The organism is Microbispora oryzae (genome assembly GCF_017896165.1).
Classification (GTDB): Bacteria; Actinomycetota; Actinomycetes; order Streptosporangiales; family Streptosporangiaceae; genus Microbispora; species Microbispora oryzae.
On the sequence record NZ_JAFCNB010000023.1, the window covers coordinates 68,866 to 90,450 of the forward strand.

Consider the following 21,585-nt stretch of genomic DNA (forward strand, 5'->3'; position numbering starts at 1 on the left):
GCCAGATGCCGGTCGGAGGATGGGGCCGGGCCGACCCAGCCCCATCGTCGCCTGCTGGCGGCGCTGCCTAGAGCGGCCGCACCTGCTCGGCCTGCGGGCCCTTGGCGCCCTGGCCCGCGGTGTACTCGACCCGCTGGTTCTCCTCCAGCGAACGGTAGCCGCTCGCGTCGATGGCGGAGTAGTGGACGAAGACGTCCGGGGTGCCGTCGTCGGGGGCGATGAAGCCGAAGCCCTTCTCGGCGTTGAACCACTTGACGGTTCCCTGAGCCATACTTTTCTCCTTGATGAGACGATCTCGAGAGCCACGGGTGTGATCCTCGGGCTGCTGCGACCGACCGCCTTCTGAAAGCCTCGGCTTCGTACGGTAGACGCCCGCTGTCATAGCTCCGCAGGCGCTAACACGCATACTGGGACTTCGACACAACCTGTTTCACAGAACACTACCCGATGCGCGTACCCGTGCGGCCTCTTCGCTGAACTTGTGTACGCTCCGGGCCGCAGGCTTGACTCTCCGTACATGCCCGCATGGGTGGACGGTGGTCCAGGCTCGACGTCACACTTCGCTCCCCGCCGGTCCTCTTAGGAGACGTGACCGTGCCCGTACGCGTACAGCGGCCGGGACGGCGTGACCCACGTCGACAAGGAGCACTCGGCATGACCGTTCTCGTCACCGGAGCAACCGGCACCGTCGGCCGGCAGGTCGTCCGCCATCTTCTCGAACGCGGCCGTAAAGTGCGGGCGCTGACCCGCGACCCCGGCCGCGCCGGCCTGCCAAACGGCGTCGAGGTGACGGCGGGCGACCTCACCGGCACCGCCGGCCTGGAGGCGGCGTTCGACGGCGTCACCGCCGTCCACCTGATCAATTTCGGCGGCGGCTACCGGCCTCTCGCCAACGGACGCGACATCGTCGGCCTCGCGGAACGGGCCGGGGTCGGCAGGGCCACCGTCCTGGGCGGCTGGCAGGAGGGCACCCTGGAGCCGGCCGTCAGGGCGAGCGGCCTGGAGTGGACCTTCCTGCGGCCGACGCAGTTCATGGCCAACTTCCTGAACGACTGGGCCGAGCCGCTGCGGACCACCGGCCGGGTGCGTGAGCCGTACGGCGACCGCCCGAGCCCGCCGGTCGACGAGTACGACATCGGCGCCGTCGCGGCGGCCGTGCTGACGCAGGACGGTCACGGCGGCAGGTCCTACCACCTCACCGGTCCCGAGGTGCTGACCGCGCGGCGGATGGTCGCGATCATCGCCGAGGCGACCGGCCGAGACCTTCGGTTCGAGGAGCTCACCCCCGACGAGGTGCGCCGCGAGTGGAGCGTGCCGGGACGGCGTCCGCCGCTGGCCCTCTTCCGCGCGTTCGCCGAGATCGAGGGAGCCGACGAGGCCGACCTGGTGGAGCGCCTGCTGCGGCTGTACGGCACGCCCAATGAGTACGCCACCAGGCTGAGCGACCAGGTGGAGCAGGTCGTCGGCCGTCCGCCGCGCACGTTCGCCCAATGGGCCGCCGAGCACGCCCGTCACTTCCTGCCCACCACACCGTCCGACCACAGCTGAGAGCGGAACCATGATCTTGATCACCGGAGCGACCGGCGCCTTCGGGCGTCTCGTCGTCCAGCGTCTCGTCGCCGAAGGCGCCCCCGTACGCGCCGTAAGCCGCTCTCCGCGCGATGCGGCCCTGCCGGACGGCGTGGAGGTCGTCCAGGGCGACCCGGCCCGGCCCGGCACCACGGCCGGGCACTTCGCCGGCGTCGAGGCCGTCTTCCTGCACCCACGCGCCTTCGGCGACTCCGCCGACCGGCTCCTCGCCCTGGCCGCCGAGCGGGGCGTGCGCAAGGTGGTGGCCCTGTCGGCCATGAACATCGACGACCCGTCCGACCTGCAACCGTCCCGCCGGCGGGGAGACCGGAACAAGGAGGCCGAGGACGCTGCCGTCGCCAGCGGCCTGGCCTGGACCAGCCTGCGCGCCAGCAGCTTCGCCGGCAACACCCTGCGGGCGTGGGGCGCCCAGATCCACGCCGGGGACGTCGTGCGCTACGTGCACGCCGGCTTCCGCGAGTCCGTGCTCGACGAGCGGGATCTGGCCGAGGTCGCGGCCCGAGCCCTGCTCACCGACGAACTGGCGGGCCGCCGGCTGGAGCTCACCGGACCGGAGTCGCTGTCGCACGAGGAGATGGTGGCCGTGATCGCCGCCGCGCTCGGCAGGCCCCTGCGCTTCGAGGAAGTCCCCCCGGGGGCCGTCGCCGCGCACCTCATCGGCAACGGACTGCCCGAGCCGTTCGTACGCGCCCTGATGGCCCGGTACGACCACTACGCCGGTCGCGACCAGCATCCTCCGACAGGTGAGATGGACAAGGTCCTCGGCCGTCCGGCCCGGACGTACGGCGACTGGGTGGCCGATCACGTCGCCGCCTTCCGGAACGGATGAGCCTCCGATGCCGACCGCGTACGTCGTCACCGCTCTGGTGACCACCGCATTCAACACCTTCTCCGGATTCGCGGCCATGACCCGGTTCGCACCGATCATGCGTACGCTCGGCCCCGCGCTCGCGCGGGCCGGCGTGCCGGAGTCCTGGCTGGTCTGGCCGATCGGCGCGCTGAAGGCGCTGGGCGCACTGGGACTCGTGCTCGGGCTGCTCGGCGTGCCCTTCGTCGGCACGGCCGCCGCCGCGGGCCTCATCCTCTACTTCGTCTGCGCTCTGTACACTCACCTGCGCGTCGGCGACTTCTCACCCCAGTTCTACCTGGCGATCGTGTTCCTCGGCCTGGCGGTCGCCACGCTTGCGCTCGATCCCGCCCTCGTGCTGCACGCGGCACCCTGAAACCGTGGGTGCGGTTCCCCCGCGAGGTCACACTCGCGCGCCCCACGGGCTCTTGGGGGGGTATCCGTACCGGCAAGGAGCGCCCATGATGCGTGAGAACCCCGCCGCCGACGCCTCCGAGGTGTTCGCCGAGCACCGCGAGCTGTTGTTCTCGATCGTCTACAACATGCTCGGCACGGTCGGCGACACCGAAGACGTGCTGCAGGAGACCTGGCTGGCGTGGGCGGCCCGAGATGTGGCCGGCATCGACAACCACCGCGCGTACCTGGTGCGTGTCGCGGTCAACCAGGCCCTCGCCCACCAGAGCGCGTTGCGCAGGCGCAAGGAGGCCTACCTGGGCCCGTGGCTGCCGGAACCGCTGGTCACCGGTCCCGACGCCGCCGAGCCCGCCGTACGCGGTGAGTCGGTGTCGATCGCGCTGCTGGTGGTCCTGGAGACGCTCACCCCGCTGGAGCGGGCCGTGTTCGTCCTGCATGAGGTGTTCGCCTACCAGCACACCGAGATCGCCGCCATGCTGGACCGCAATCCGGCCGCGATCCGGCAGATCGCCCACCGGGCGCGCGAACACGTACAGGCCCGGCGTCCGCGCGCCCGGATCGACCGGCGTACGCACCGGGAGGTGACCGAGCGCTTCATCGAGGCGGCGTTCGGCGGTGATCTGCCCGCGCTGATGGAGATGCTCGCGCCCGACGTCGTCCTGTGGCCCGACGGCGGAGGCAAGTCGACGGCGGGCGGGCCGCGTCCGATCCACGGCCGCGACAAGGTCGCCCGGGTGGTCGTGGCCAACGCACGCGGCGGCGTGGACGTCCGGTACCGCCAGGTCAACGGCGACCCCTCCGTGGTGATCTTCACGGAGGACGCGCCCCTCGCGGTGATGGTGCTCGACCTCGACGCGGACGGGGAGCAGGTGCGCGACATCTACGTGGTCAGCAACCCCGACAAGCTCGGATCCGTCTCCGAACGGGGTCCCGAGACCGCCGAAGGACGCGATGCCGATCAGGTGTCGTAGGAGCCGTCCCAGGGCTCATAGAACCCGATGTGGTTGGGGTAGTACTCGACGTAGCCGTCGGCTCTGTCTGTTTCGTCGATGAGCCCGAACACGCAGTCGTGGGCGTCCACGCGGAAGGGACGGATGGCGATGTCCCCGTACTCCATGTCCCGCAAGCGGGCCACCATCCGGCGCAACGCTTGATCTGCCTCTGTGTCGTCGGTAAACGGGCTGATCTCGGAGCTGAGGTGCCGGCCGTCCTGGTCGAACAGATGAAGGATCGCGAACCACGGCCCCGGGATCGGCTCACCACGCTCATCACGCCAGGGCCACTTGCCCATCTCTTCGAAGGCCGCGACGGGCCATCCCCGGCACACCCCTCCGAAGAACAGTCCTTCGGCGTGGGCGCCGATGGTGTCGGTGTGGTAGTCGGGCTGGTAGGCGATGGGGATCAGCTCGGGCGTCGGCATGGCAGTGACAGTAACCTCTGCCGATGGCACTTCGGGGAAGGTCCTCGACCCGGCGCTATGCCGAGGACGGCTGCGCCGCCTCGGCGCCGCGGCCGTCGGTATGGCACCGACGAGGTCCGCGTGGCCGGGGCCGGAAGACGGGCGTCTTCCGGCCCCGGCCCGCACGCGGAGATCCGGTGCGGGAACGGTCAGACCTCGTCGACGGTCATCGCGCCCTCGTGGGGACGCCGGGACAGATCGATGCCGAGCTCTTCCGCCGCGCGGAAGACGTCCTCGTCGGTGTCGCGCATCTCGATGGATCTGCCGTCGCTGGAGAGCACCTCGACGTTGAGGCAGAGCGACTGCATCTCCTTGATGAGGACCTTGAAGGACTCGGGAATGCCCGGCTCCGGGATGTTCTCACCCTTGACGATGGCCTCGTAGACCTTCACCCGGCCCAGGACGTCGTCGGACTTGATGGTCAGCTGCTCCTGCAGGGCGTAGGCGGCGCCGTACGCCTCCAGCGCCCACACCTCCATCTCGCCGAACCGCTGCCCGCCGAACTGCGCCTTACCACCCAGCGGCTGCTGGGTGATCATGGAGTACGGGCCCGTCGACCGGGCGTGGATCTTGTCGTCCACCAGGTGGAGCAGCTTCAGGATGTAGATGTAACCGACCGCGATCGGGTGCGGGAACGGCTCGCCGGAGCGGCCGTCGAACAGCCGGGCCTTACCGCCGCCCTGCACCAGCCGGTCCCCGTCGCGGTTGGGGATGGTGCTGTCGAGGAGTCCGACGATCTCCTCCTCGTGGGCGCCGTCGAAGACGGGGGTGGCCATGTTGGTGTGCGGCTCGACCTGGCCGAAGCCCTTGTCGCGCAGCCGCTCGGCCCACGCCTCCTGGACGCCGGTGATGTCCCACCCTCGGGCGGCGATCCAGCCCAGGTGGGTCTCCAGCACCTGGCCGACGTTCATCCGGCCGGGCACGCCCAGCGGGTTGAGGATGATGTCGACCGGGGTGCCGTCCTCCAGGAACGGCATGTCCTCGACCGGCAGGATCTTGGAGATGACGCCCTTGTTGCCGTGCCGGCCCGCGAGCTTGTCCCCATCGGTGATCTTGCGCTTCTGCGCCACGTAGACGCGGACCAGCTCGTTGACCCCCGGAGGAAGCTCGTCGCCCTCCTCACGGGAGAACACGCGGACGCCGATGACCTTGCCCGACTCACCGTGCGGCACCTTCAGCGAGGTGTCACGCACCTCACGGGCCTTCTCCCCGAAGATCGCCCGCAGCAGCCGCTCCTCCGGCGTCAGCTCCGTCTCACCCTTCGGCGTGACCTTGCCGACCAGGATGTCCCCCGTGGTGACTTCCGCGCCGATGCGGATGATGCCCCGCTCGTCGAGGTCGGCCAGCACCTCCTCGGAGACGTTGGGGATGTCGCGGGTGATCTCCTCCGGGCCCAGCTTGGTGTCGCGGGCGTCGACCTCGTGCTCCTCGATGTGGATCGACGACAGCACGTCGTCCTGCACCAGCCGCTGGGACAGGATGATCGCGTCCTCGTAGTTGTGACCCTCCCACGGCATGAACGCCACCAGCAGGTTCTTGCCCAACGCCATCTCACCGTTGTCGGTGCACGGCCCGTCGGCGATGACCTGGTTGACCTCCACCCGGTCACCCTCGGTCACGATCGGCTTCTGGTTGAAGCAGGTGCCCTGGTTGGACCGCTTGAACTTCGCCACCCGATACGTCGTGCGGGTGCCGTCGTCGTTCATCACGGTGACGTAGTCGGCCGAGACCTCCTCGACCACACCGGCCTTCTCCGCGCTGATCACGTCGCCGGCGTCGGTCGCGGCACGGTACTCCATGCCGGTGCCCACCAGCGGCGCCTCGCTCTTCAGCAGCGGCACGGACTGGCGCATCATATTGGAGCCCATCAGCGCCCGGTTGGCGTCGTCGTGCTCCAGGAACGGGATCATCGCGGTCGCCACCGACACCATCTGACGCGGCGACACGTCGACGTAGTCGACCTCCTCGGCACGCGCGAGCTCGGTCTCGCCGCCCTTGGTCCGGACCAGGACGCGAGCCTCGGCGAACGAACCGTCCGGGTTGAGCGCCGTGTTGGCCTGCGCCTTGACGTAGCGGTCTTCCTCGTCGGCGGTCAGGTAGTCGATCTCGTCGGTGACCCTGCCCTCGACGACGCGCCGGTACGGCGTCTCGACGAAGCCGAAGGCGTTGAGCCGGCCGTAGGAGGCCAGTGAGCCGATGAGGCCGATGTTCGGGCCTTCCGGCGTCTCGATCGGGCACATCCGGCCGTAGTGGGACGGGTGCACGTCACGAACCTCGAAGCCGGCCCGCTCACGGGACAGACCGCCGGGACCCAGCGCGTTCAGGCGCCGCTTGTGGGTCAGACCCGCCAGCGGGTTGGTGTGGTCCATGAACTGCGACAGCTGGGACGTGCCGAAGAACTCCTTGATCGACGCCACCACCGGGCGGATGTTGATCAGGGTCTGCGGCGTGATCGCCTCGACGTCCTGGGTCGTCATCCGCTCGCGGACAACGCGCTCCATGCGGGCCAGGCCCAGGCGGACCTGGTTCTGGATCAGTTCGCCGACACTGCGGAGCCGCCGGTTGCCGAAGTGGTCGATGTCGTCGGTCTCGACGATCACCTCACGGCCGCCCGCGCCCGCCATCGACTCCTCACCCGCGTGCAACCGCACCAGGTATTCGATGGTGGCAACGACGTCTTCCTCGGTCAGCGTGCCCTGCGTGATCTCCGAGTCGACGCCCAGCTTCTTGTTGATCTTGTAGCGGCCCACCTTCGCCAGGTCATACCGCTTGGGATTGAAATACAGATTCTCCAGCAACGCCTGCGCCGACTCCTTGGTCGGCGGCTCACCCGGACGCAGCTTGCGGTAGATGTCCAGCAGCGCGTCATCCTGACCGGAGGTGTGATCCTTCTCCAGCGTCGCCCGGATCGACTCATACTGACCGAACCGCTCAAGAATCTGGTCGCTCGTCCACCCCAGCGCCTTCAGCAGCACGGTCACGGGCTGCTTGCGCTTACGGTCGACTCGCACCCCGACGCTGTCACGCTTGTCGATCTCGAACTCCAGCCAGGCCCCCCGCGAGGGAATCACCCGGCAGCCGAACAGATCCTTGTCGGAGGTCTTGTCGACCGAACGATCGAAGTAGACACCCGGCGACCGGACCAGCTGGGACACCACCACACGCTCGGTCCCGTTGATGATGAACGTGCCCTTCGACGTCATGAGCGGGAAGTCGCCCATGAACACCGTCTGGCTCTTGATCTCACCCGTGGTGTTATTGATGAACTCCGCCGTCACGAACATGGGGGCGGAGAAGGTCATGTCCTTGTCTCTGCACTCCTCCACGGAGTACTTCGACGGCTCGAATCGATGATCGCGGAACGACAGGGACATGGTCCCGGAGAAGTCCTCAATCGGACTGATCTCTTCGAAGATCTCTTCAAGGCCCGACTGGGCCGGAACGTCCCTGCGCCCGGCCTGACGAGCCGCCTCGACCCTGGCCTTCCACTTCTGGTTCCCGAGCAGCCAGTCGAAGGACTCGGTCTGCAGGGCGAGAAGGTCGGGAACTTCGAGCGGCTCCTCGATACGCGAGAAAGACACACGACGGGGACCAGCGGGGACGGCGGAGGCGTTGCGCGAGGCTGCCAACAGATGTCCTTCCGGAGAGCACGGATGGAATCGGACTGCGCGCACACCAAACGCCCCGGACGGAATCCAGGGGCGTCGACAAACGGCGCGAGAGAGCAGCGTACCGCAAACAATAAAGACGTGTCCACGCGTACTATAAGCGTCAACCTCGCTGCCATGTTCAGGTTGCCACAGCCGCAACGGGCTCGTCAACTTCCCTACGATCGCACCATGTGCCGGCGGTCCGGTTCGCGGCCGAGCGTACAGGCACCGTCATATCTCTGGGTTTTTCAAGACTTGACCGCGCGCTCCCCCAAGGGATGCTTCTCGCGACGGCAGCGACAAACCGGAGGCTGATCGACGATGAGCGAACCCGTTCTGGAGAGCGCGGCGCAGGCCTTCGCCGACGCGACGGCGAGCCCGCCCCATCTGTTCGAACTGCCGCCCGAGGTGGGCCGCAAGGCCGTCGACGAGGCCCAGTCACCAGAAATCGACGTGCCCGGCACCACGCGGGAGACCGTCGGGAACCTGACCGTCTTCCGGCCCGCCGATGCCGCCGAGCCCCTTCCCGTGATCCTGTACCTCCACGGCGGGAGCTGGGTGTACGGCAACGACCACACCCACGGCAGATTGGCCCGCGAACTGGCCCTGGGCGTGGGAGCCGCGGTGGTGTTCGTGAACTACAGCCTCGCGCCCGAGGCACGCTATCCGGTCGCGATCCAGGAGAACCACGCCGCCGCCCGCTGGGTGGTCGAGCACGGTGCCACGCTGGGCCTGGACCCCTCCCGGATCGCGGTGGCCGGCGACTCGGCCGGCGGCAACATGGCGGCCGCGCTGACGTTCCAGGTCAAGGGCGCGATCCCGCTGGCGGCCCAGGTGCTGTTCTACCCCGTCACCGACGCCGCCTTCGACACGGGCTCGTATCAGCGGTTCGCCACCGGCTACTTCCTGCGGCGGGACGCGATGCGATGGGCCTGGGACCAGTACACGACCAGCGAGGCCGAACGCGCCGAGATCACCGCGTCGCCGCTGCGCGCCACCACCGAACAGCTCCAGGGGCTGCCACCCGCGCTGGTCGTCACCGCGGAGGCCGACGTGCTGCGCGACGAGGGCGAGGCCTACGCCGGCAGACTGCGCGAAGCCGGCGTGCCGGTCGTCGCCGTGCGCTACAACGGCATCATCCACGACTTCGTCATGCTCAACGCCCTGCGTGGCACCCAGGCGGCTCAGGCCGCCATCGCCCAGGCCGTCGCCTTCCTCAAGGAGAGGTTCTCGGAAGTATCGCGACGTGTGCCAAATTAGAGGTATGTCGAAGCAAGTGCTGCCGATCGTGGACTCCGATGCGAACGCGTGCTGCGCGCCGCTTGCGTCCGAGCCATTGTCGGAGGGCGAGGCCGCCGAACTGGCGCCGCTGTTCAAGGCGATCGCCGACCCGGTGCGGCTGCGCCTGCTGTCCCTGATCGCCTGTCATGAGGGCGGCGAGGCGTGCGTGTGCGACCTCACGGTGGCCTTCGACCTGACCCCGCCGACCATCAGCCACCATCTCAAGGTGCTCAGGCAGGCCGGGCTCATCGACTCCCAACGGCGCGGCACGTGGGTCTACTACTGGATCAACCCCGCGGTCCTGGCCCGCATGTCGGCGCTGATCGGCCCGGTGCCGCCCGCACTCGCGGGTACGGCGTGACGGGTCCCGCAACGCTCACGCCGCAGTGAGGTCACGGGGCTCTGACCGCGGTCACGCGAACCGGGCGATCGGGTTGTCCAGCTCGCCGGCGAAAACGAGCGCGGCGGAGGGGTCGGCCAGGTCGAGCATCTGCACGTTGTTCCGCAGTTGCAGCCGGTTGAGGCACGACAGCGCGAACCTGCCGGCGAACATGTCGTACCGGCGGAACCGGTCGGCCAGGTGCGGCGCCGACGCCTGGTAGCGGGAGACGCACCCGGCCACGGTCCGCCAGAAGGTCTCCTCGTCGAGCACGCCTTCGGTGGCCAGCACGGCGTTGAGGAACCTGAGGAAGCAGTCGAAGACATCCGTGAAGATCGACAGCAGCCGCAGGTGTTCGGGGACGTCCGCCCGGATCCGCTCGACCTCGGGAGGCAGCGGCACCCGCGAGTCCATCACGACGATCTCCTCCGCGATGTCCTTGAAGATCACCCGCTCGACCGCGCCGCCGTCCAGGACGAGGATGACGTTCTCTCCGTGCGGCATGAACGCCAGGTCGTACGCGTAGAAGGCGTGCAGCAGCGGGGTCAGGTACGCGTCGAGGTAGCGCCGCAGCCACTCCTCGGCGGCCAGGCCCGACCGCTCGATCAGCGCTGCGGCCAACGACCTTCCCTCGTGGTCGACGTGCAGCAGGGACGCCATGGTGGCCAGGCGCCGGCCGGGTTCGAGCGCGGGGACCGGGCTCTCCCGCCACAGCGCCGCGAGCATCTTCCGGTACGGCGAGTGCCTGCCGGTGACGGCCTCGTACTGCCGATGGCGGTAGCCGACGGCGGCCCGCTCCCGGATGATCGTCAGCCGGGTCGCCCGGAAGGTCGCGTCGCCCGCGACGAGACCCGCGACCCAGTCGTTGATCGCCGGGGTCGCCGCCATGTACGCCGCGGACAGGCCCCGCATGAAGCCCATGTTCAGCACCGACAGGGCGGTCTTCACATAGTGCTTGGCCGGGTCGGTGACGTTGAAGAAGGTGCGGACCGACTGCTGGGCGAGGTGCTCGTCGTCGCCGGAGCCGAGGCAGACCAGCCGCCGCCGGGCGACCTCGCCGGCGAACGTCACCGACAGCTTGTTCCACCACTGCCAGGGATGCACCGGGATGAGCAGATAGTCGGCGGGGTCGAGGCCGAGGCCGGTCAGGGTGGCCGCGAACCGGCCGAGGACCTCGTCGCCCAGCTCGGCTCGCATCAGCCGGTCGTAGTCCAGATCTGCCGAGCAGGTGAAGACGGCGTGGTCGCGGTGGGCGGCCAGCCAGATCAGCCGCACCGGGCGGGCGGCCTCCGGAGCGTAACGGTGGTACTGGTGGATGCCGTAGCCGATCCGCCCGTTGTTCGCCACGAAGCACGGATGGCCCTCGGTCATGCCGGTCTCGACGGCCTGGAAGCCGGCCTCGGCCAGCTCGGCCGCGCCGACGGGAGGCTTGGCCAGCTTGTACGCGAGGCCCGACAGGGTGGAGCCGATCTCCTCCAGGTAGACGGGGATGACCTCGTCGCTCAGCCCGAGCGACCCGCGCAGTTCGGCGCACAGGTCGAGCGCGTCGAGCGGGAGTTCCGCGCCGTCGGCGACCCGGTGGCGGGTGATGCCCCCGATCCGCCAGTGGTCGAGTGACAGGAGGTCGGCGGCGAACCGGTACTCCACCGTGCCGTCGTCGGAGCGTACGGCGTAACGGCCGGCGCCCGCCGGCGCGGGGACGATCAGCCGCTCGTGGGCGAACTCGGCGAGCGCCTTGCGGACCAGGTGCCGGTTGGCGCGCGCCCAGTTGTCCGGTGTCAGATGGGAGACGGCGTCGCGGGGATTCACGCGCGCACCCCCCGGGTGGCGGCGCGGAACCGGTCGCGGGTGCAGACGCTCAGCAGCGCCTCCTTCTCCGGCTTGGCGATCCGCCCGACGACCTCGAAGCCCACGGCCGCGTTGAGCCGGTGGACCGCGGTGTTGCGCACATCCGGCTCGACCACGACGCGCCGGGCCGCCGGGTCGGCGAAGAGCATCTCCATGACCGTGGTGATCACGGCCAGCGTGAAGCCGTGGACCGGGGTGGCCGCCGGCGCACACAGGAAGTGCATGCCGACGTCGCCCTCCTCCGCGTCGTAGAGGCCGGCGAGCTCGACGTGGGCGGGGTCGTACCGCTCGACCAGGAACGCGGGCTCGCCGCCGGCCAGCCCCACGAACGCGTCGTGGTGCGGATGATCGACGATCGCGCGGTAGCCGGCGGCGACGCGGCCGAGGTCGGCGTCCCCCATCAGCCAGAATTCGGCCTTGGGGTGGGTCACCCACCGGTGCAGCGTCGCGGCGTCCGCGTCGACGTCGAGGGTCCGTACGGCGAACTCGCCGAGCCGGTCGCCGGTGCGGGTGAAGACGATCTCGCTCATCTGATCACATCCTCGGGCGCCCCGAACTCCTGGAACGCGATGGTCTTCTCGATCGGGTAGTACTCGCGGCCCAGCAGCTCGCGGATGACGCACGAGTTGCGGTAGGGCCCCATGCCCAGGTCGGGCGAGGTGACGCTGTGCGCGTGGGTGGCGCCGTTCTGCAGGAAGATCCCCCGGCCGGTGACGTCGACGCTGTAGTTCCTCGCGACCCGGAGGCGGCCGCGGCCGTCCCGGCGGATGCGGTCGCGCACCGGCTCAAGGAAGGCGGGCACCTCGTAGCGGTAGCCGGTCGCCAGCACCAGACCCTGGGTGACCAGCGAGAAGTCGCGTCCCTGCTCCACGTTGCGCAGCCCGAGCACATACTCGCCGCCGTCATACGACGCGGTCCGCAGCTCGGTGTTGGTCAGCAGCCGGGTGGGGATCGGGCCGCGCACGGTCTTGGCGTAGAGCAGGTCGAAGATGCCGTTGATCAGCTCCGAGTCGATGCCCTTGTACAGCCCCTTCTGCTCCGACTCCAGCCGGTAGCGGGTGTCCTCCGGCAGCGCGTGGAAGTAGTCCACGTAGTCGGGGGAGGTCATCTCCAGCGTGAGCTTGGTGTATTCCAACGGGAAGAACCTGGGCGACCTGGTCACCCAGGTGAGCCGGTAGCCGTGGGTGTCGATGCCGGACAGCAGGTCGTGGTAAATCTCGGCCGCGCTCTGGCCGCTGCCGACGACGGTGATGCTCTCCTTGCCCCGCAACGCGGCCCTGGCGTCCAGGTATCCGGCTGCGTGGACGAGGTCGCCGCCCAGCTCCCGGCACGGCTCGGGCAGGTACGGCGGGGTGCCGGTGCCGAGCACGAGGTGCCGCGCCCGGTGCTCGGCCGTTCCCCCGGCGCTCGTGTCGGTCACGTGGACCGTGTAGAGCCCGTCCCTCTCGTCGTACGTCACCGAGGTGACCTCCTGGCCGAAGCGGACGCCGCGCAGGCGCGCCGCGGCCCAGCGGCAGTAGGCGTTGTACTCCGTGCGGAGCTGGTAGAAGGTCTCGCGGATGTAGAAGGGGTAGAGCCGCCCCGACTCCTTGAGGTAGTTGAGGAACGAGTAGGGGGAGGTCGGGTCGGCCAGGGTGACCAGGTCGGCGATGAACGGCGTCTGGAGCGTGGCCGACTCGAGCAGCATCCCCGGGTGCCAGTCGAAGCCGGGCCTGCGCTCCAGGAACAGCCCGTCGAGCTCGCCGATCGGCTCGGTCAGGCAGGCCAGGCCGAGGTTGTGCGGACCCAGCCCGATCGCGATGAAGTCGTGCGTGGACATGCGTGTCTCCGATGTGGGCGTCGAAGGCGGGGTCAGCCGGCGGACACGCCGAGCGGGACCCGGTCGTTCACGTACCGCTCGGCGTGACCGGCCAGGAGATCGAGGACGTGCGCGATGTCGTCCAGCGTGGTCTCGGGGTTCAGCAGGGTGAACTTGAGGTAGTGGCGGCCGTCGACCCTGGTCGCGGCGACCATGGCGGCGCCGGACGCCGCCAGCGCCTCCCGGGCGTACAGGTTCGCCTCGCCGGCGAGCGCGCGCCCCGGATCGGCGGGCAGGTAGCGGAACACGACCGTGCTGAGCTGCGCCCTGGTGACGACCTCGAAGCGCGGGTCCTCGTTCAGCAGGACCCAGGTGGCCGCGGCGAGGTCGACCACCTCGTCGAACAGCGCGCCGATCGCGTCCGGGCCCATGACGCGCAGGGTCAGCCAGAGCTTGAGCGCGTCGAAGCGGCGGGTGGTCTGCAGGCTCTTGTCGACCTGGTTGGGGATCCGCCCGGCCGTCCCCGCGGGGTTGAGGTAGTCGGCGTGGTAGGCGGCGTGCCGGAGCACCGCGCGGTCGCGGACCAGCACCGCGCTCGAACTGACCGGCTGGAAGAAGGACTTGTGGAAGTCGACGGTGACGGAGTCGGCGCGTTCGACGCCGTCGAGCAGGTGCCGGCGGGTGCGGGAGACCAGCAGCCCGCAGCCGTACGCCGCGTCGGCGTGCAGCCACGCCCCGGCCCCGGCGCACAGACGGGCGATCTCGGGCAGCGGGTCGATCGAGCCGAAGTCGGTGGTGCCCGCGGTGGCGACGACGGCCATGACCGGCAGGTTCTCCCGGCGGCAGCGGTCGAGCTCGCGGGCGAGCGCGGCGGGCCGCATCCGCCGGTCGGCGTCGGTCTCCACCACGATCACCGCGTTGGGGGCGAGGCCGAGCAGCTTCGCCGACTTCCGCACGCTGAAGTGCGCGGCCTCGGAGGTGATCACGCGCAGCCGGTGCTGCTTCTCGCGTCCGCCGGCCAGCGCCTCCTCGCGCGCCAGCAGCAGCGCGTGCAGGTTCGACTGGGTGCCGCCGCTGGTGAACACCCCGTCGGCGTACGGCCCGAGCCCGAGCCGCCCGGCCGTCCAGTCGATCAGGCGACGCTCGATGAGCGTGCCGCCCGCGCTCTGGTCCCAGGTGTCGAGCGAGGAGTTGACGGCCGTGAGCACCGCCTCGCCGAGCAGGGCCGGGATCACCACCGGGCAGTTGAGGTGGGCGAGGTAGCGCGGGTGATGGAAGTAGACGGCGTCCCTGAGGTACACGTCCTCCAACTCGTCGAGCGCGACGGCGGCCTCGCCCAGCGGGCGGTCCAGGTCGACCTCGGCGATCTCGCGGGCCAGCGCGGCGGCGGAGATGCCGGTGAACGGCCGGTCGGCGCGGCCGATCCGGGAGACCACCCGATCGATCCCGTCGGCCAGGGTCCGCCGGTAGCCGTCCAGGGTGCGCTCGTTGAAAAGGTGCGGCTTGGCGACGTCGACGGGCCGCCCGTCCATCTTCATGATCAGCTGACCTTCCTGGCGTTCCGGATGGCCGTGGCGAGGTTTTCCAGCAGCGGCGCGGCACCCGCGTACGAGAACCGCGGGACGGCGTCCCAGGGGGCGACCTGACCGGCCTTGACGGCGGGAAGCTTGGCCCAGGTGGGCTTGGCCGCGAGGGCGGCGGGCTGCAGAGCCGTGCCGCGGTTGTCGAGCAGGATCAGGTCGGCGTCGTATTTGTCGGCGTTCTCCCAGCTCAGGCTCTCGAAGTAGCCGCCGGTGCCGGGCTTGTCCGGCGTGACGAGATCGACGCCGAGTTGGGCGAAGTACATGAGGTCGGTGCCGACCCCGGGGTTGGACACGTACAGCAGGTCGGGGCTGCCGGAGGCGGCCATGACCGTGATCCCGGGATTGGCGGCGACGGCCTGCCGCACCGCCTCGGCCGCGGCCTCGAACCGGGCCTTGGCGTGGACGACCTTCGGCGCGTCGAGGTCGGCGCCGAGCGATTCGGCCAGCTCCGCGTACCGCTTGATCGGCTCGGTCATCGGGGTCCGGGCCACGGTGATCGCCACGCTGGGGGCGAGCCCGAGGATCTTGTCCTTACTCTCGTCCGGCACGTACCACAGCGCGCCGGGGTCGTACATGTGGGTGACGAGCAGGCCGGGCCGCAGGGCGGCGTACTTCTCGATGTCGAACTCACCCCACGCGTTGCCGAGGATCGTCACCTTGCTCAAATCCAGGTCGCCCGCCTGGGGCTCGGGCGTGCCGTCCGCCTTCCTCGTCTCGCCGAAGACCCCGACGATCTTCTCGCCGAGGCCGAAATCCACGAGCGCGGCGGCGGTGCCGGTGAAGGCCACGATGCGCGACGGGGCCGCCTCCGCGTCGGCTGTCACCTTGCGGTCGTCGGTGAACGACCAGCCCCCGCCCGCCGTAGAGCCGGACGGCGACCCTGACGATGTCCCCCCGTCCGCCGTCCCGCAGGCGGCGAGCAGGACGCCGACGGTGGCCGCGCCGCCCAATGCGAGCAGACCACGCCTGGTCATCGGCCGGCCGGACGTTCGGGCGATCGCGGGATGCGACATGGATTTCCGTCTTTCTCTCGGCAGCAAGGTTTGGTTAGGCTTACCTAAGTAGATACTTTTTTAGGGTAACCTAACCTAAGTTGTCCAGTAGGGAGCCGCCATGCCCGTACGACCTCCCGGCGAGCGGAACGCGCTGCGCGCCGCCGGGCTCGCGGGCGCGGCGCTCGTCCTGGTCGCCGTGCTGGCGTTCAGCGTGGCGTTCGGCGCGAGGCAGCTCTCGGCGGGCGCCGTGTGGCGGGGCGTCTTCGACGACGGCTCCGCCGCGTGGACCGTGGTGCGCGAGATGCGGCTGCCGCGCACCCTGCTCGGGCTGCTCGCCGGGACGGCGCTGGGCCTGGCGGGCGGCGTCATGCAGGCGCTGACCCGCAACCCGCTCGCCGACCCCGGGCTGCTCGGGATCAACGCGGGCGCCTCGGCCGCGGTCGCCACGGCCACCGCGTTCCTCGGGATGACCTCGTTCGGCGGCTACGTCTGGTTCTCACTGGCCGGCGCGGCCGTCGTCTCCGCCCTGGTGTACGCGGTGGGCGGCGGGCGCGGAGCGACCCCGGCCCGGCTGGCGCTGGCCGGCGCCGCGCTCAACGCCGCGCTGTACTCCTACGTCAGCGCCGTGATGCTGCTCGACTCCGACTCCCTGGAGAAGATGCGGTTCTGGACGGTCGGCTCGCTGGCGAGCGCGCAGAACGCGACGTCGGCGGCGGTGCTGCCCTTCGTCGCGGCCGGACTGGTGCTCTCGCTGGGGCTGGCCCGGCCGCTCAACGCGCTCGCGCTCGGCGACGACTCCGCCCGCGCCCTCGGCGCTCGCCCCGGCCTGGTGCGTACGGCCGCGATCGTGGCGGTGACGCTGCTGTGCGGCGCGGCCACCGCCGCCTGCGGGCCGATCGTCTTCGTCGGCCTCATGGTGCCCCATCTCGTCCGGGCGCTGACCGGCCCCGACCTGCGCTGGGTGCTCCCCTACTGCGCGGTGCTCGCGCCCGTGCTGCTGCTCGGCGCCGACGTGCTCGGCCGCGTGCTGGGCCGGCCGGGCGAGCTGCAGGCGGGCATCGTCACCGCGGTGGCCGGGGGCCCGTTCTTCCTCTACTTCGCCCGTCGCGCGAGGGTCGCCCGGACATGACCGTCGTACATCTGCCCGGCGACCGCTCCGTGCGCTTCCGGCCGCGCGCGCTCGCCGCCGGAGCGGCCTGCGCGGTGCTCGCGCTCGCCGTCGGCGTGTTCACGATCGGCGGCGGGAACTATCCGATGAGCCCGGCCGAGGTCCTGCGCGCCGCCCTGGGCGGCGGCACCCCCGCCCAGGACTTCGTCGTCAACGAGCTGCGGCTGCCCCGCGTGGTCACCGCCCTGCTCGTCGGCGGCGCGCTGGCCCTGGCCGGCGCGCTCTTCCAGTCGCTCGTACGGAACCCGCTCGGCAGCCCGGACATGCTGGGATTCACCCAGGGCGCGTCGACCGGGGCGCTCGTCGTGGTCGTCGCGGGCGGCGACAGCCTGGCGCTGGCCGGCGGCGCGGTGCTCGGCGGCCTCCTCACCGGTGTCGCGATCTACGCCCTGGCCTGGCGGAAGGGCGTGCACGGCGCCCGGCTCGTGCTGATCGGCATCGGCGCCCTCGCCATCCTCACCGGAGTCAACGGCTACCTGCTCACCCGGGCCCAGCTCATGGAGGCCGCCCGGGCGGTGCTCTGGCTCACCGGCAGCCTGGACGGCCGGGGCTGGCAGCAGGCCCTGCCGCTGGCGGCCGCGATGGCCGTGCTGGTGCCGGTGGCGCTCATCGGCCACGGACGCGCCGTACGGGTGATCGAGATGGGCGACGACCTGGCGGGCGCCCTCGGCGTCCGGGTGGAGCGCGTCCGGCTCGCCGTGCTGGCCGCGGCGGTGCTGCTCACGTCGCTGGCGGCGGCCGCCGCGGGTCCGGTGTCGTTCGTGGCGCTCACCGCGCCGCAGGTCTCCAGGCGGCTGACCGGTGCGCCCGGGCCGAACCTGCTCGCCTCGGCGTGCACGGGCGCGGCGCTGCTGGTGACGGCCGACTGGGCGGCGCAGCGGCTGTTCGGCGATCACCAGTTGCCCGTCGGGGTGCTGACCGGCGTGGCCGGCAGCGGCTACCTCGTCTGGCTGCTCGCCCGCGAGCGCGGGGCGGGCCGGATTTGAATGGGAACGGAGTCTCGGACATGGAACGCGGCGCCATCACGGGGGCGGAGACGGACCCACAGCGTCACCGGAGTTCGCCGTCGCGGCTGGCCGGGAGCGCGCTCACGCTCGCCTACGACCGGCGCGTCATCGCCGAGGACCTGACCGTCGCCATCCCGGACCGGTCCTTCACCGTGATCGTCGGGCCCAACGCGTGCGGCAAGTCCACGCTGCTGCGGGCGCTGTCGCGCACTCTCAAGCCGGCCGCGGGAGCCGTACTGCTGGACGGGCGGGACGTCACCTGCCTGCCGGCCAAGAAGGTCGCCCGCGTCCTGGGCCTGCTGCCCCAATCGTCCGTCGCGCCGGAGGGCATGACCGTGGTGGAACTGGTCGGTCGGGGCCGATACCCGCACCAGTCGCTGCTGCGCCAGTGGTCGAGGGAGGACGAACGCGTGGTCCGGGAGTCGATGGAGGCGACGGGGGTGGCCGACCTCGCCGACCGCGTCGTCGACGAGCTGTCCGGCGGTCAGCGCCAGCGCGTCTGGATCGCGATGGCCCTCGCGCAGCAGACGCCGCTGCTGCTGCTGGACGAGCCCACGACATACCTGGACATCGCCCACCAGATCGAGATCCTCGACCTGTGCGCGCGGCTGCACGAGGAGGAGGGCCGCACGCTCGTGGCGGTGCTCCACGACCTCAACCACGCCGCCCGTTACGCCACCCACCTCGTCGCGATGCGCGACGGGCGGGTGGTGGCGGCCGGCGCGCCGAAGGACGTGGTGACCGCCGACCTGGTCAACGAGGTCTTCCGGCTGCCCTGCCGGGTCGTCGACGACCCGGAGACCGGCACCCCGCTCGTCGTGCCCGCCGCCCGGAGACGTGCCGCGCAGGCCGCCCAGGCCGCACAGGCCGTACGGCGGGCCACGGCATGAGCGCCGAGGTGTTCCGGGACGCTGCCCCGTCCCCGCTGACGCACCCGATCTCCGGAGGAGAAACCGTGCTCGACATCCTCTCTAACCACCTGGAGGGCCTCGCCGCCGAGCGCGGGGGCGTGCTCGGCGTGCTCCCAGGGCTGCTCGCCGACGACTCTCCCGGCTGGCTGCCCGTGGCCGACCTGGTGCGGGAGCCGTACGAGGGGCTGCGCCTCCTGGTCGACCGGACCGCCGAGCGGTGGGGCGCGCCGCCGCACGTGGCGGCGGCCCTGCTGTGGAAGACGTACGGCTACTGGCACACCCTGCCGATGGCCCTGGGGTGGGCGCTCGAACGGCGGGTGCCGCTGATGCGCTTCGGCGACACGGTGGTCAAGGAGTCGGCGGCGGGCGTCACGGTCGCCGCGACCCGGGTGACCGTCGCGGTCCTTCCCGGCGACCCCCTGGCCGGAACCCCGGGCACGGTCGTCGTGCCCGACGCCGCCACGGCGGTGCGCGAGGCCCTCGCCGACGGGCAGCGCCCGCTGATCACGGCGCTGGGCGCGCTGACCAAGGTGGGTGAGCGGACTCTGTGGGGCTCGACCGCGGAGGCGGTCGTCCACCCGCTAGTCCTGCTCGGCGACCAGGCGGGAGCGGCCCGGCTGCTGGAGGACATCGGCCCGCCCGTGGCCGGGCTGGTCACCGCCGAGGGCGACGGTTTCCGCCGCCGCACCTGCTGCCTGTGGATCACCCTGCCTGAGGCCGATCCCTGCTCCACCTGCTGCGTCCGCTGAGCTCCGGCCGAACGGCCGCGGCGCGAGCGCGGGACGGTCGAGCGGGGCCGGGGGGTCGTCGTCGACGAGGAAGCCGCCGGACTGGTGGTGCCAGAGCCCGGCGTAGACGCCCTCGGCCTGGAGCAGCTCGCTGTGGGAGCCCTGCTCCACGACGCGTCCCCGGTCGAGGACGAGAAGCCGGTCCATGCGGACGACGGTGCTCAGGCGGTGGGCCACCACGAGCGCGGTGCGGTCCTCCATCAGCCGCCACAGGGCCTCCTGGACGAGGATCTCGCTCTCGGAGTCGAGCGCGCTGGTCGCCTCGTCAAGCAGCAGGATCGGGGCGCCGCGCAGGATGGCGCGCGCGAGCGCGATGCGCTGCCGCTGCCCGCCCGAGAGCTTGACGCCGCGCTCCCCGACCAGGGTGTCGAACCCGTCCGGCAGCGCCTCGACGAACTCCGTGACGTGCGCCGCCCGCGCGGCCCGGAGGATCTCGCCGTCGGTGGCCCCCGGCCGGGCGAACGCGATGTTGTCGCGCACGGACCGGTGGAACATGGCCGGTTCCTGCGGGACGTAGGCGATCAGGCTGCGCAGATCCGTCTGACGCAGCCGGGCGATGTCCTGCCCGCCGATCAGGATCCTGCCCCCGTTTATATCCATGAGACGGAGGAGCAGGCGGCTGAGTGTGCTCTTGCCGCCACCGGACCGGCCCACCAGGCCGATCTTGGTGCCGCTGGGGATGTCGAGGTCCAGGTCGTCGAAGAGGAGCGGGCCGTCGTTGTACGCGAACTTCACCCGTTCGAAGCGGATGCTCGCGTCGGCGGGGCGGAGCGGCTGCGGGTCGGGCGGATCCAGCACGGTCGGCGGCACCAGGAGCAGCTCAGTGAACTGTGCCGCCTCGGTGAGCACGCTCTCCATGCGGCGGTAGGTCTGGTTGAACTCGAACATGATGCTGGTCGCGTTCGTGTAATAGGTGAACGTCACCACGATGGCCTCCACGCCGAGACCCCCGCGGAGCGCCACGGCGACGAGCAGACCAAGGGCGCTGGTGAGCACAGAGAACGGAACGACGACGGCGTCCACCCGGAGGTTGTTGTAATCCCAGGAACGGATCGACAACCTGCGCTGCTCCGCGATCCTGGCCCGGTATTCGACCGCTTCGCGGTCCTCGGCCGCGAACGCGCGGACCGTCTCCATATTGGTGAGCACGTCGGCGACGTGGCCCGACACCAGCACCTTGGCGGCCTCGCGTTCGTCGACTATCGCCTGGCGACGGCGGATGAGCGGAGCGGCGAGAACGCCGGCGATGAAAATGAGGCCGACGAGAACGAGGACCAGCAGCGGGTGATATCGCCACAGCACCACCGAGGCGAAGGCCAGGGGCACCACCTTGGCGACGATCGAGACCGTGAGTGTGTCGGCGAAATCCTCGAATCTGGCCGAAAATCCCAGCACCCGTTTGGTCAGCGAGCCGGCGAAGTTGTTGTGGAAGAACGCGGTGTCCTTGGCCAGCAACTTGTCCATGCCGACCATGCCGAGCCGTTCGACGCCCAGGCCGTCGGTCCGGTTCAGGAAGTGAATCGCCACCCGCCACAGCGCCTCACCGGTCAACAGCAGCGCGCCGAAACCCAGCACGTAGGGCAGGAGCACCTCGACGGACCCCGCCCCGCCACCGGACAGCCGCCCCACGAGCCCCGCCACCGCCAGCGGCGCGAGATAGAGCTGGCAGATGTTCCCGAGCGCCGGCAGTGTCAGGGCCGGTAGCGCGACCCGCCAATCGCTTCTCAGCTCGCCGCAGTAGTAGCGCAGCGCCAGCAGAACCGCCGATCTGCGCACGGATTGGTCGTTTTTGGAATCATCGATCGCGCCGAGTGTCGTCATCAGCCCTCCCGAATGCCGACGTCGCCGTGGCCATGGTCCCGCAACG

Annotated in this window: 18 protein-coding genes; 9 read left to right on the forward strand and 9 right to left on the reverse strand. The window is 70.6% G+C overall.

Translation table 11 applies throughout. The features are described from left to right. Positions 1 to 67: 67 nt before the first annotated feature. Entirely contained in the window at positions 68 to 271 is a 204-nt protein-coding gene (locus tag JOL79_RS28940) for a cold-shock protein (RefSeq protein ID WP_210159080.1), read from the reverse strand. 383 nt (positions 272 to 654) lie between these two features. On the opposite strand from JOL79_RS28940, the gene JOL79_RS28945 reads away from it, so the two are divergent. The 4 genes from JOL79_RS28945 to sigJ all read left to right on the forward strand — a co-directional run bounded on the left by JOL79_RS28945 (position 655) and on the right by sigJ (position 3,822). Continuing rightward, positions 655 to 1,548, forward strand: coding sequence for an NmrA family NAD(P)-binding protein (locus JOL79_RS28945; protein WP_210159081.1), 894 nt, complete (start codon positions 655 to 657; stop codon positions 1,546 to 1,548). 10 nt (positions 1,549 to 1,558) lie between these two features. Continuing rightward, positions 1,559 to 2,419: an NAD(P)H-binding protein gene (locus JOL79_RS28950; RefSeq protein ID WP_210159082.1), complete on the forward strand. Its 861-nt coding sequence runs from the start codon at positions 1,559 to 1,561 to the stop codon at positions 2,417 to 2,419. Between the two features lie 7 nt (positions 2,420 to 2,426). Beyond that, positions 2,427 to 2,813, forward strand: a complete 387-nt coding sequence (locus JOL79_RS28955) for a DoxX family protein (RefSeq protein ID WP_210159083.1) — start codon at positions 2,427 to 2,429, stop codon at positions 2,811 to 2,813. A gap of 85 nt (positions 2,814 to 2,898) precedes the next feature. Continuing rightward, positions 2,899 to 3,822, forward strand: a complete 924-nt coding sequence (sigJ, locus tag JOL79_RS28960; protein WP_210159084.1) for an RNA polymerase sigma factor SigJ — start codon at positions 2,899 to 2,901, stop codon at positions 3,820 to 3,822. On the opposite strand, the gene JOL79_RS28965 is transcribed toward sigJ, so the two are convergent. Together JOL79_RS28965 and rpoB are read right to left on the reverse strand one after the other, a co-directional pair. Next, complete coding sequence (locus JOL79_RS28965; protein WP_210159085.1) at positions 3,810 to 4,271, reverse strand: hypothetical protein; 462 nt, start codon at positions 4,269 to 4,271, stop codon at positions 3,810 to 3,812. The genes sigJ and JOL79_RS28965 overlap by 13 nt on opposite strands. A 188-nt stretch (positions 4,272 to 4,459) precedes the next feature. Next, a complete protein-coding gene (gene rpoB / locus JOL79_RS28970; RefSeq protein ID WP_210159086.1) occupies positions 4,460 to 7,939 on the reverse strand; it encodes a DNA-directed RNA polymerase subunit beta in 3,480 nt (1,159 codons plus the stop codon). Between the two features lie 342 nt (positions 7,940 to 8,281). On the opposite strand from rpoB, the gene JOL79_RS28975 reads away from it, so the two are divergent. Beyond that, the gene (locus JOL79_RS28975) at positions 8,282 to 9,220 is read left to right on the forward strand and encodes an alpha/beta hydrolase (protein ID WP_210159087.1); all 939 of its coding nucleotides are present in this window, start codon (positions 8,282 to 8,284) and stop codon (positions 9,218 to 9,220) included. 4 nt (positions 9,221 to 9,224) lie between these two features. Continuing rightward, positions 9,225 to 9,602 carry an ArsR/SmtB family transcription factor gene (locus JOL79_RS28980; RefSeq protein WP_210159088.1) on the forward strand — a complete coding sequence of 126 codons (378 nt, stop codon included), beginning with the start codon at positions 9,225 to 9,227 and terminating at the stop codon, positions 9,600 to 9,602. 51 nt (positions 9,603 to 9,653) lie between these two features. Here JOL79_RS28980 and JOL79_RS28985 read toward each other — a convergent pair whose 3' ends face one another. The 5 genes from JOL79_RS28985 to JOL79_RS29005 are packed head-to-tail and all read right to left on the reverse strand — an operon-like array spanning position 9,654 to position 15,823. Further along, the gene (locus JOL79_RS28985) at positions 9,654 to 11,429 is read right to left on the reverse strand and encodes an IucA/IucC family protein (RefSeq protein ID WP_210159089.1); all 1,776 of its coding nucleotides are present in this window, start codon (positions 11,427 to 11,429) and stop codon (positions 9,654 to 9,656) included. Then, complete coding sequence (locus JOL79_RS28990) at positions 11,426 to 11,998, reverse strand: GNAT family N-acetyltransferase (RefSeq protein ID WP_210159090.1); 573 nt, start codon at positions 11,996 to 11,998, stop codon at positions 11,426 to 11,428. Before JOL79_RS28990 ends, JOL79_RS28985 begins: the two co-directional genes overlap by 4 nt. Further along, positions 11,995 to 13,287, reverse strand: coding sequence for a lysine N(6)-hydroxylase/L-ornithine N(5)-oxygenase family protein (locus JOL79_RS28995; protein WP_210159091.1), 1,293 nt, complete (start codon positions 13,285 to 13,287; stop codon positions 11,995 to 11,997). The genes JOL79_RS28990 and JOL79_RS28995 overlap by 4 nt, the downstream gene beginning before the upstream one ends. A gap of 32 nt (positions 13,288 to 13,319) precedes the next feature. Then, entirely contained in the window at positions 13,320 to 14,804 is a 1,485-nt protein-coding gene (locus JOL79_RS29000; RefSeq protein WP_307848793.1) for a pyridoxal phosphate-dependent decarboxylase family protein, read from the reverse strand. A 2-nt stretch (positions 14,805 to 14,806) separates the two neighbouring features. Next, positions 14,807 to 15,823: an ABC transporter substrate-binding protein gene (locus JOL79_RS29005; RefSeq protein WP_210159092.1), complete on the reverse strand. Its 1,017-nt coding sequence runs from the start codon at positions 15,821 to 15,823 to the stop codon at positions 14,807 to 14,809. Between the two features lie 139 nt (positions 15,824 to 15,962). On the opposite strand from JOL79_RS29005, the gene JOL79_RS29010 reads away from it, so the two are divergent. From JOL79_RS29010 to JOL79_RS29020, 3 genes are read left to right on the forward strand one after another with little or no spacing between them, the layout of a single operon-like run. Continuing rightward, positions 15,963 to 16,973 (forward strand): FecCD family ABC transporter permease, encoded by a 1,011-nt coding sequence (locus JOL79_RS29010; RefSeq protein ID WP_210159093.1) that lies wholly within the window; start codon positions 15,963 to 15,965, stop codon positions 16,971 to 16,973. Continuing rightward, positions 16,970 to 17,998, forward strand: coding sequence for a FecCD family ABC transporter permease (locus JOL79_RS29015; RefSeq protein ID WP_210159094.1), 1,029 nt, complete (start codon positions 16,970 to 16,972; stop codon positions 17,996 to 17,998). The genes JOL79_RS29010 and JOL79_RS29015 overlap by 4 nt, the downstream gene beginning before the upstream one ends. 20 nt (positions 17,999 to 18,018) lie before the next feature. Beyond that, on the forward strand, positions 18,019 to 18,909 hold the full coding sequence (locus JOL79_RS29020) for an ABC transporter ATP-binding protein (protein ID WP_210159095.1): 891 nt from the start codon (positions 18,019 to 18,021) through the stop codon (positions 18,907 to 18,909). Between the two features lie 602 nt (positions 18,910 to 19,511). Here JOL79_RS29020 and JOL79_RS29030 read toward each other — a convergent pair. Beyond that, entirely contained in the window at positions 19,512 to 21,494 is a 1,983-nt protein-coding gene (locus tag JOL79_RS29030; RefSeq protein ID WP_307848794.1) for an ABC transporter ATP-binding protein, read from the reverse strand. Positions 21,495 to 21,585 lie beyond the last annotated feature (91 nt).

Excerpts from the sequence above, each read along its gene's own strand:
- JOL79_RS28995 (WP_210159091.1), bottom strand. The coding sequence starts at position 13,287 with ATGTCCACGCACGACTTCATCGCGATCGGGCTGGGTCCGCACAACCTC.
- JOL79_RS29000 (WP_307848793.1), bottom strand. The coding sequence starts at position 14,804 with ATGAAGATGGACGGGCGGCCCGTCGACGTCGCCAAGCCGCACCTTTTC.
- JOL79_RS29005 (WP_210159092.1), bottom strand. The coding sequence starts at position 15,823 with ATGACCAGGCGTGGTCTGCTCGCATTGGGCGGCGCGGCCACCGTCGGC.
- JOL79_RS28950 (WP_210159082.1), top strand. The coding sequence starts at position 1,559 with ATGATCTTGATCACCGGAGCGACCGGCGCCTTCGGGCGTCTCGTCGTC.
- JOL79_RS28945 (WP_210159081.1), top strand. The coding sequence starts at position 655 with ATGACCGTTCTCGTCACCGGAGCAACCGGCACCGTCGGCCGGCAGGTC.
- JOL79_RS28940 (WP_210159080.1), bottom strand. The coding sequence starts at position 271 with ATGGCTCAGGGAACCGTCAAGTGGTTCAACGCCGAGAAGGGCTTCGGC.
- JOL79_RS28980 (WP_210159088.1), top strand. The coding sequence starts at position 9,225 with ATGTCGAAGCAAGTGCTGCCGATCGTGGACTCCGATGCGAACGCGTGC.
- JOL79_RS29020 (WP_210159095.1), top strand. The coding sequence starts at position 18,019 with ATGGAACGCGGCGCCATCACGGGGGCGGAGACGGACCCACAGCGTCAC.
- JOL79_RS28965 (WP_210159085.1), bottom strand. The coding sequence starts at position 4,271 with ATGCCGACGCCCGAGCTGATCCCCATCGCCTACCAGCCCGACTACCAC.
- JOL79_RS28955 (WP_210159083.1), top strand. The coding sequence starts at position 2,427 with ATGCCGACCGCGTACGTCGTCACCGCTCTGGTGACCACCGCATTCAAC.
- JOL79_RS29015 (WP_210159094.1), top strand. The coding sequence starts at position 16,970 with ATGACCGTCGTACATCTGCCCGGCGACCGCTCCGTGCGCTTCCGGCCG.
- JOL79_RS28990 (WP_210159090.1), bottom strand. The coding sequence starts at position 11,998 with ATGAGCGAGATCGTCTTCACCCGCACCGGCGACCGGCTCGGCGAGTTC.
- JOL79_RS28975 (WP_210159087.1), top strand. The coding sequence starts at position 8,282 with ATGAGCGAACCCGTTCTGGAGAGCGCGGCGCAGGCCTTCGCCGACGCG.
- JOL79_RS29010 (WP_210159093.1), top strand. The coding sequence starts at position 15,963 with ATGCCCGTACGACCTCCCGGCGAGCGGAACGCGCTGCGCGCCGCCGGG.
- sigJ (WP_210159084.1), top strand. The coding sequence starts at position 2,899 with ATGATGCGTGAGAACCCCGCCGCCGACGCCTCCGAGGTGTTCGCCGAG.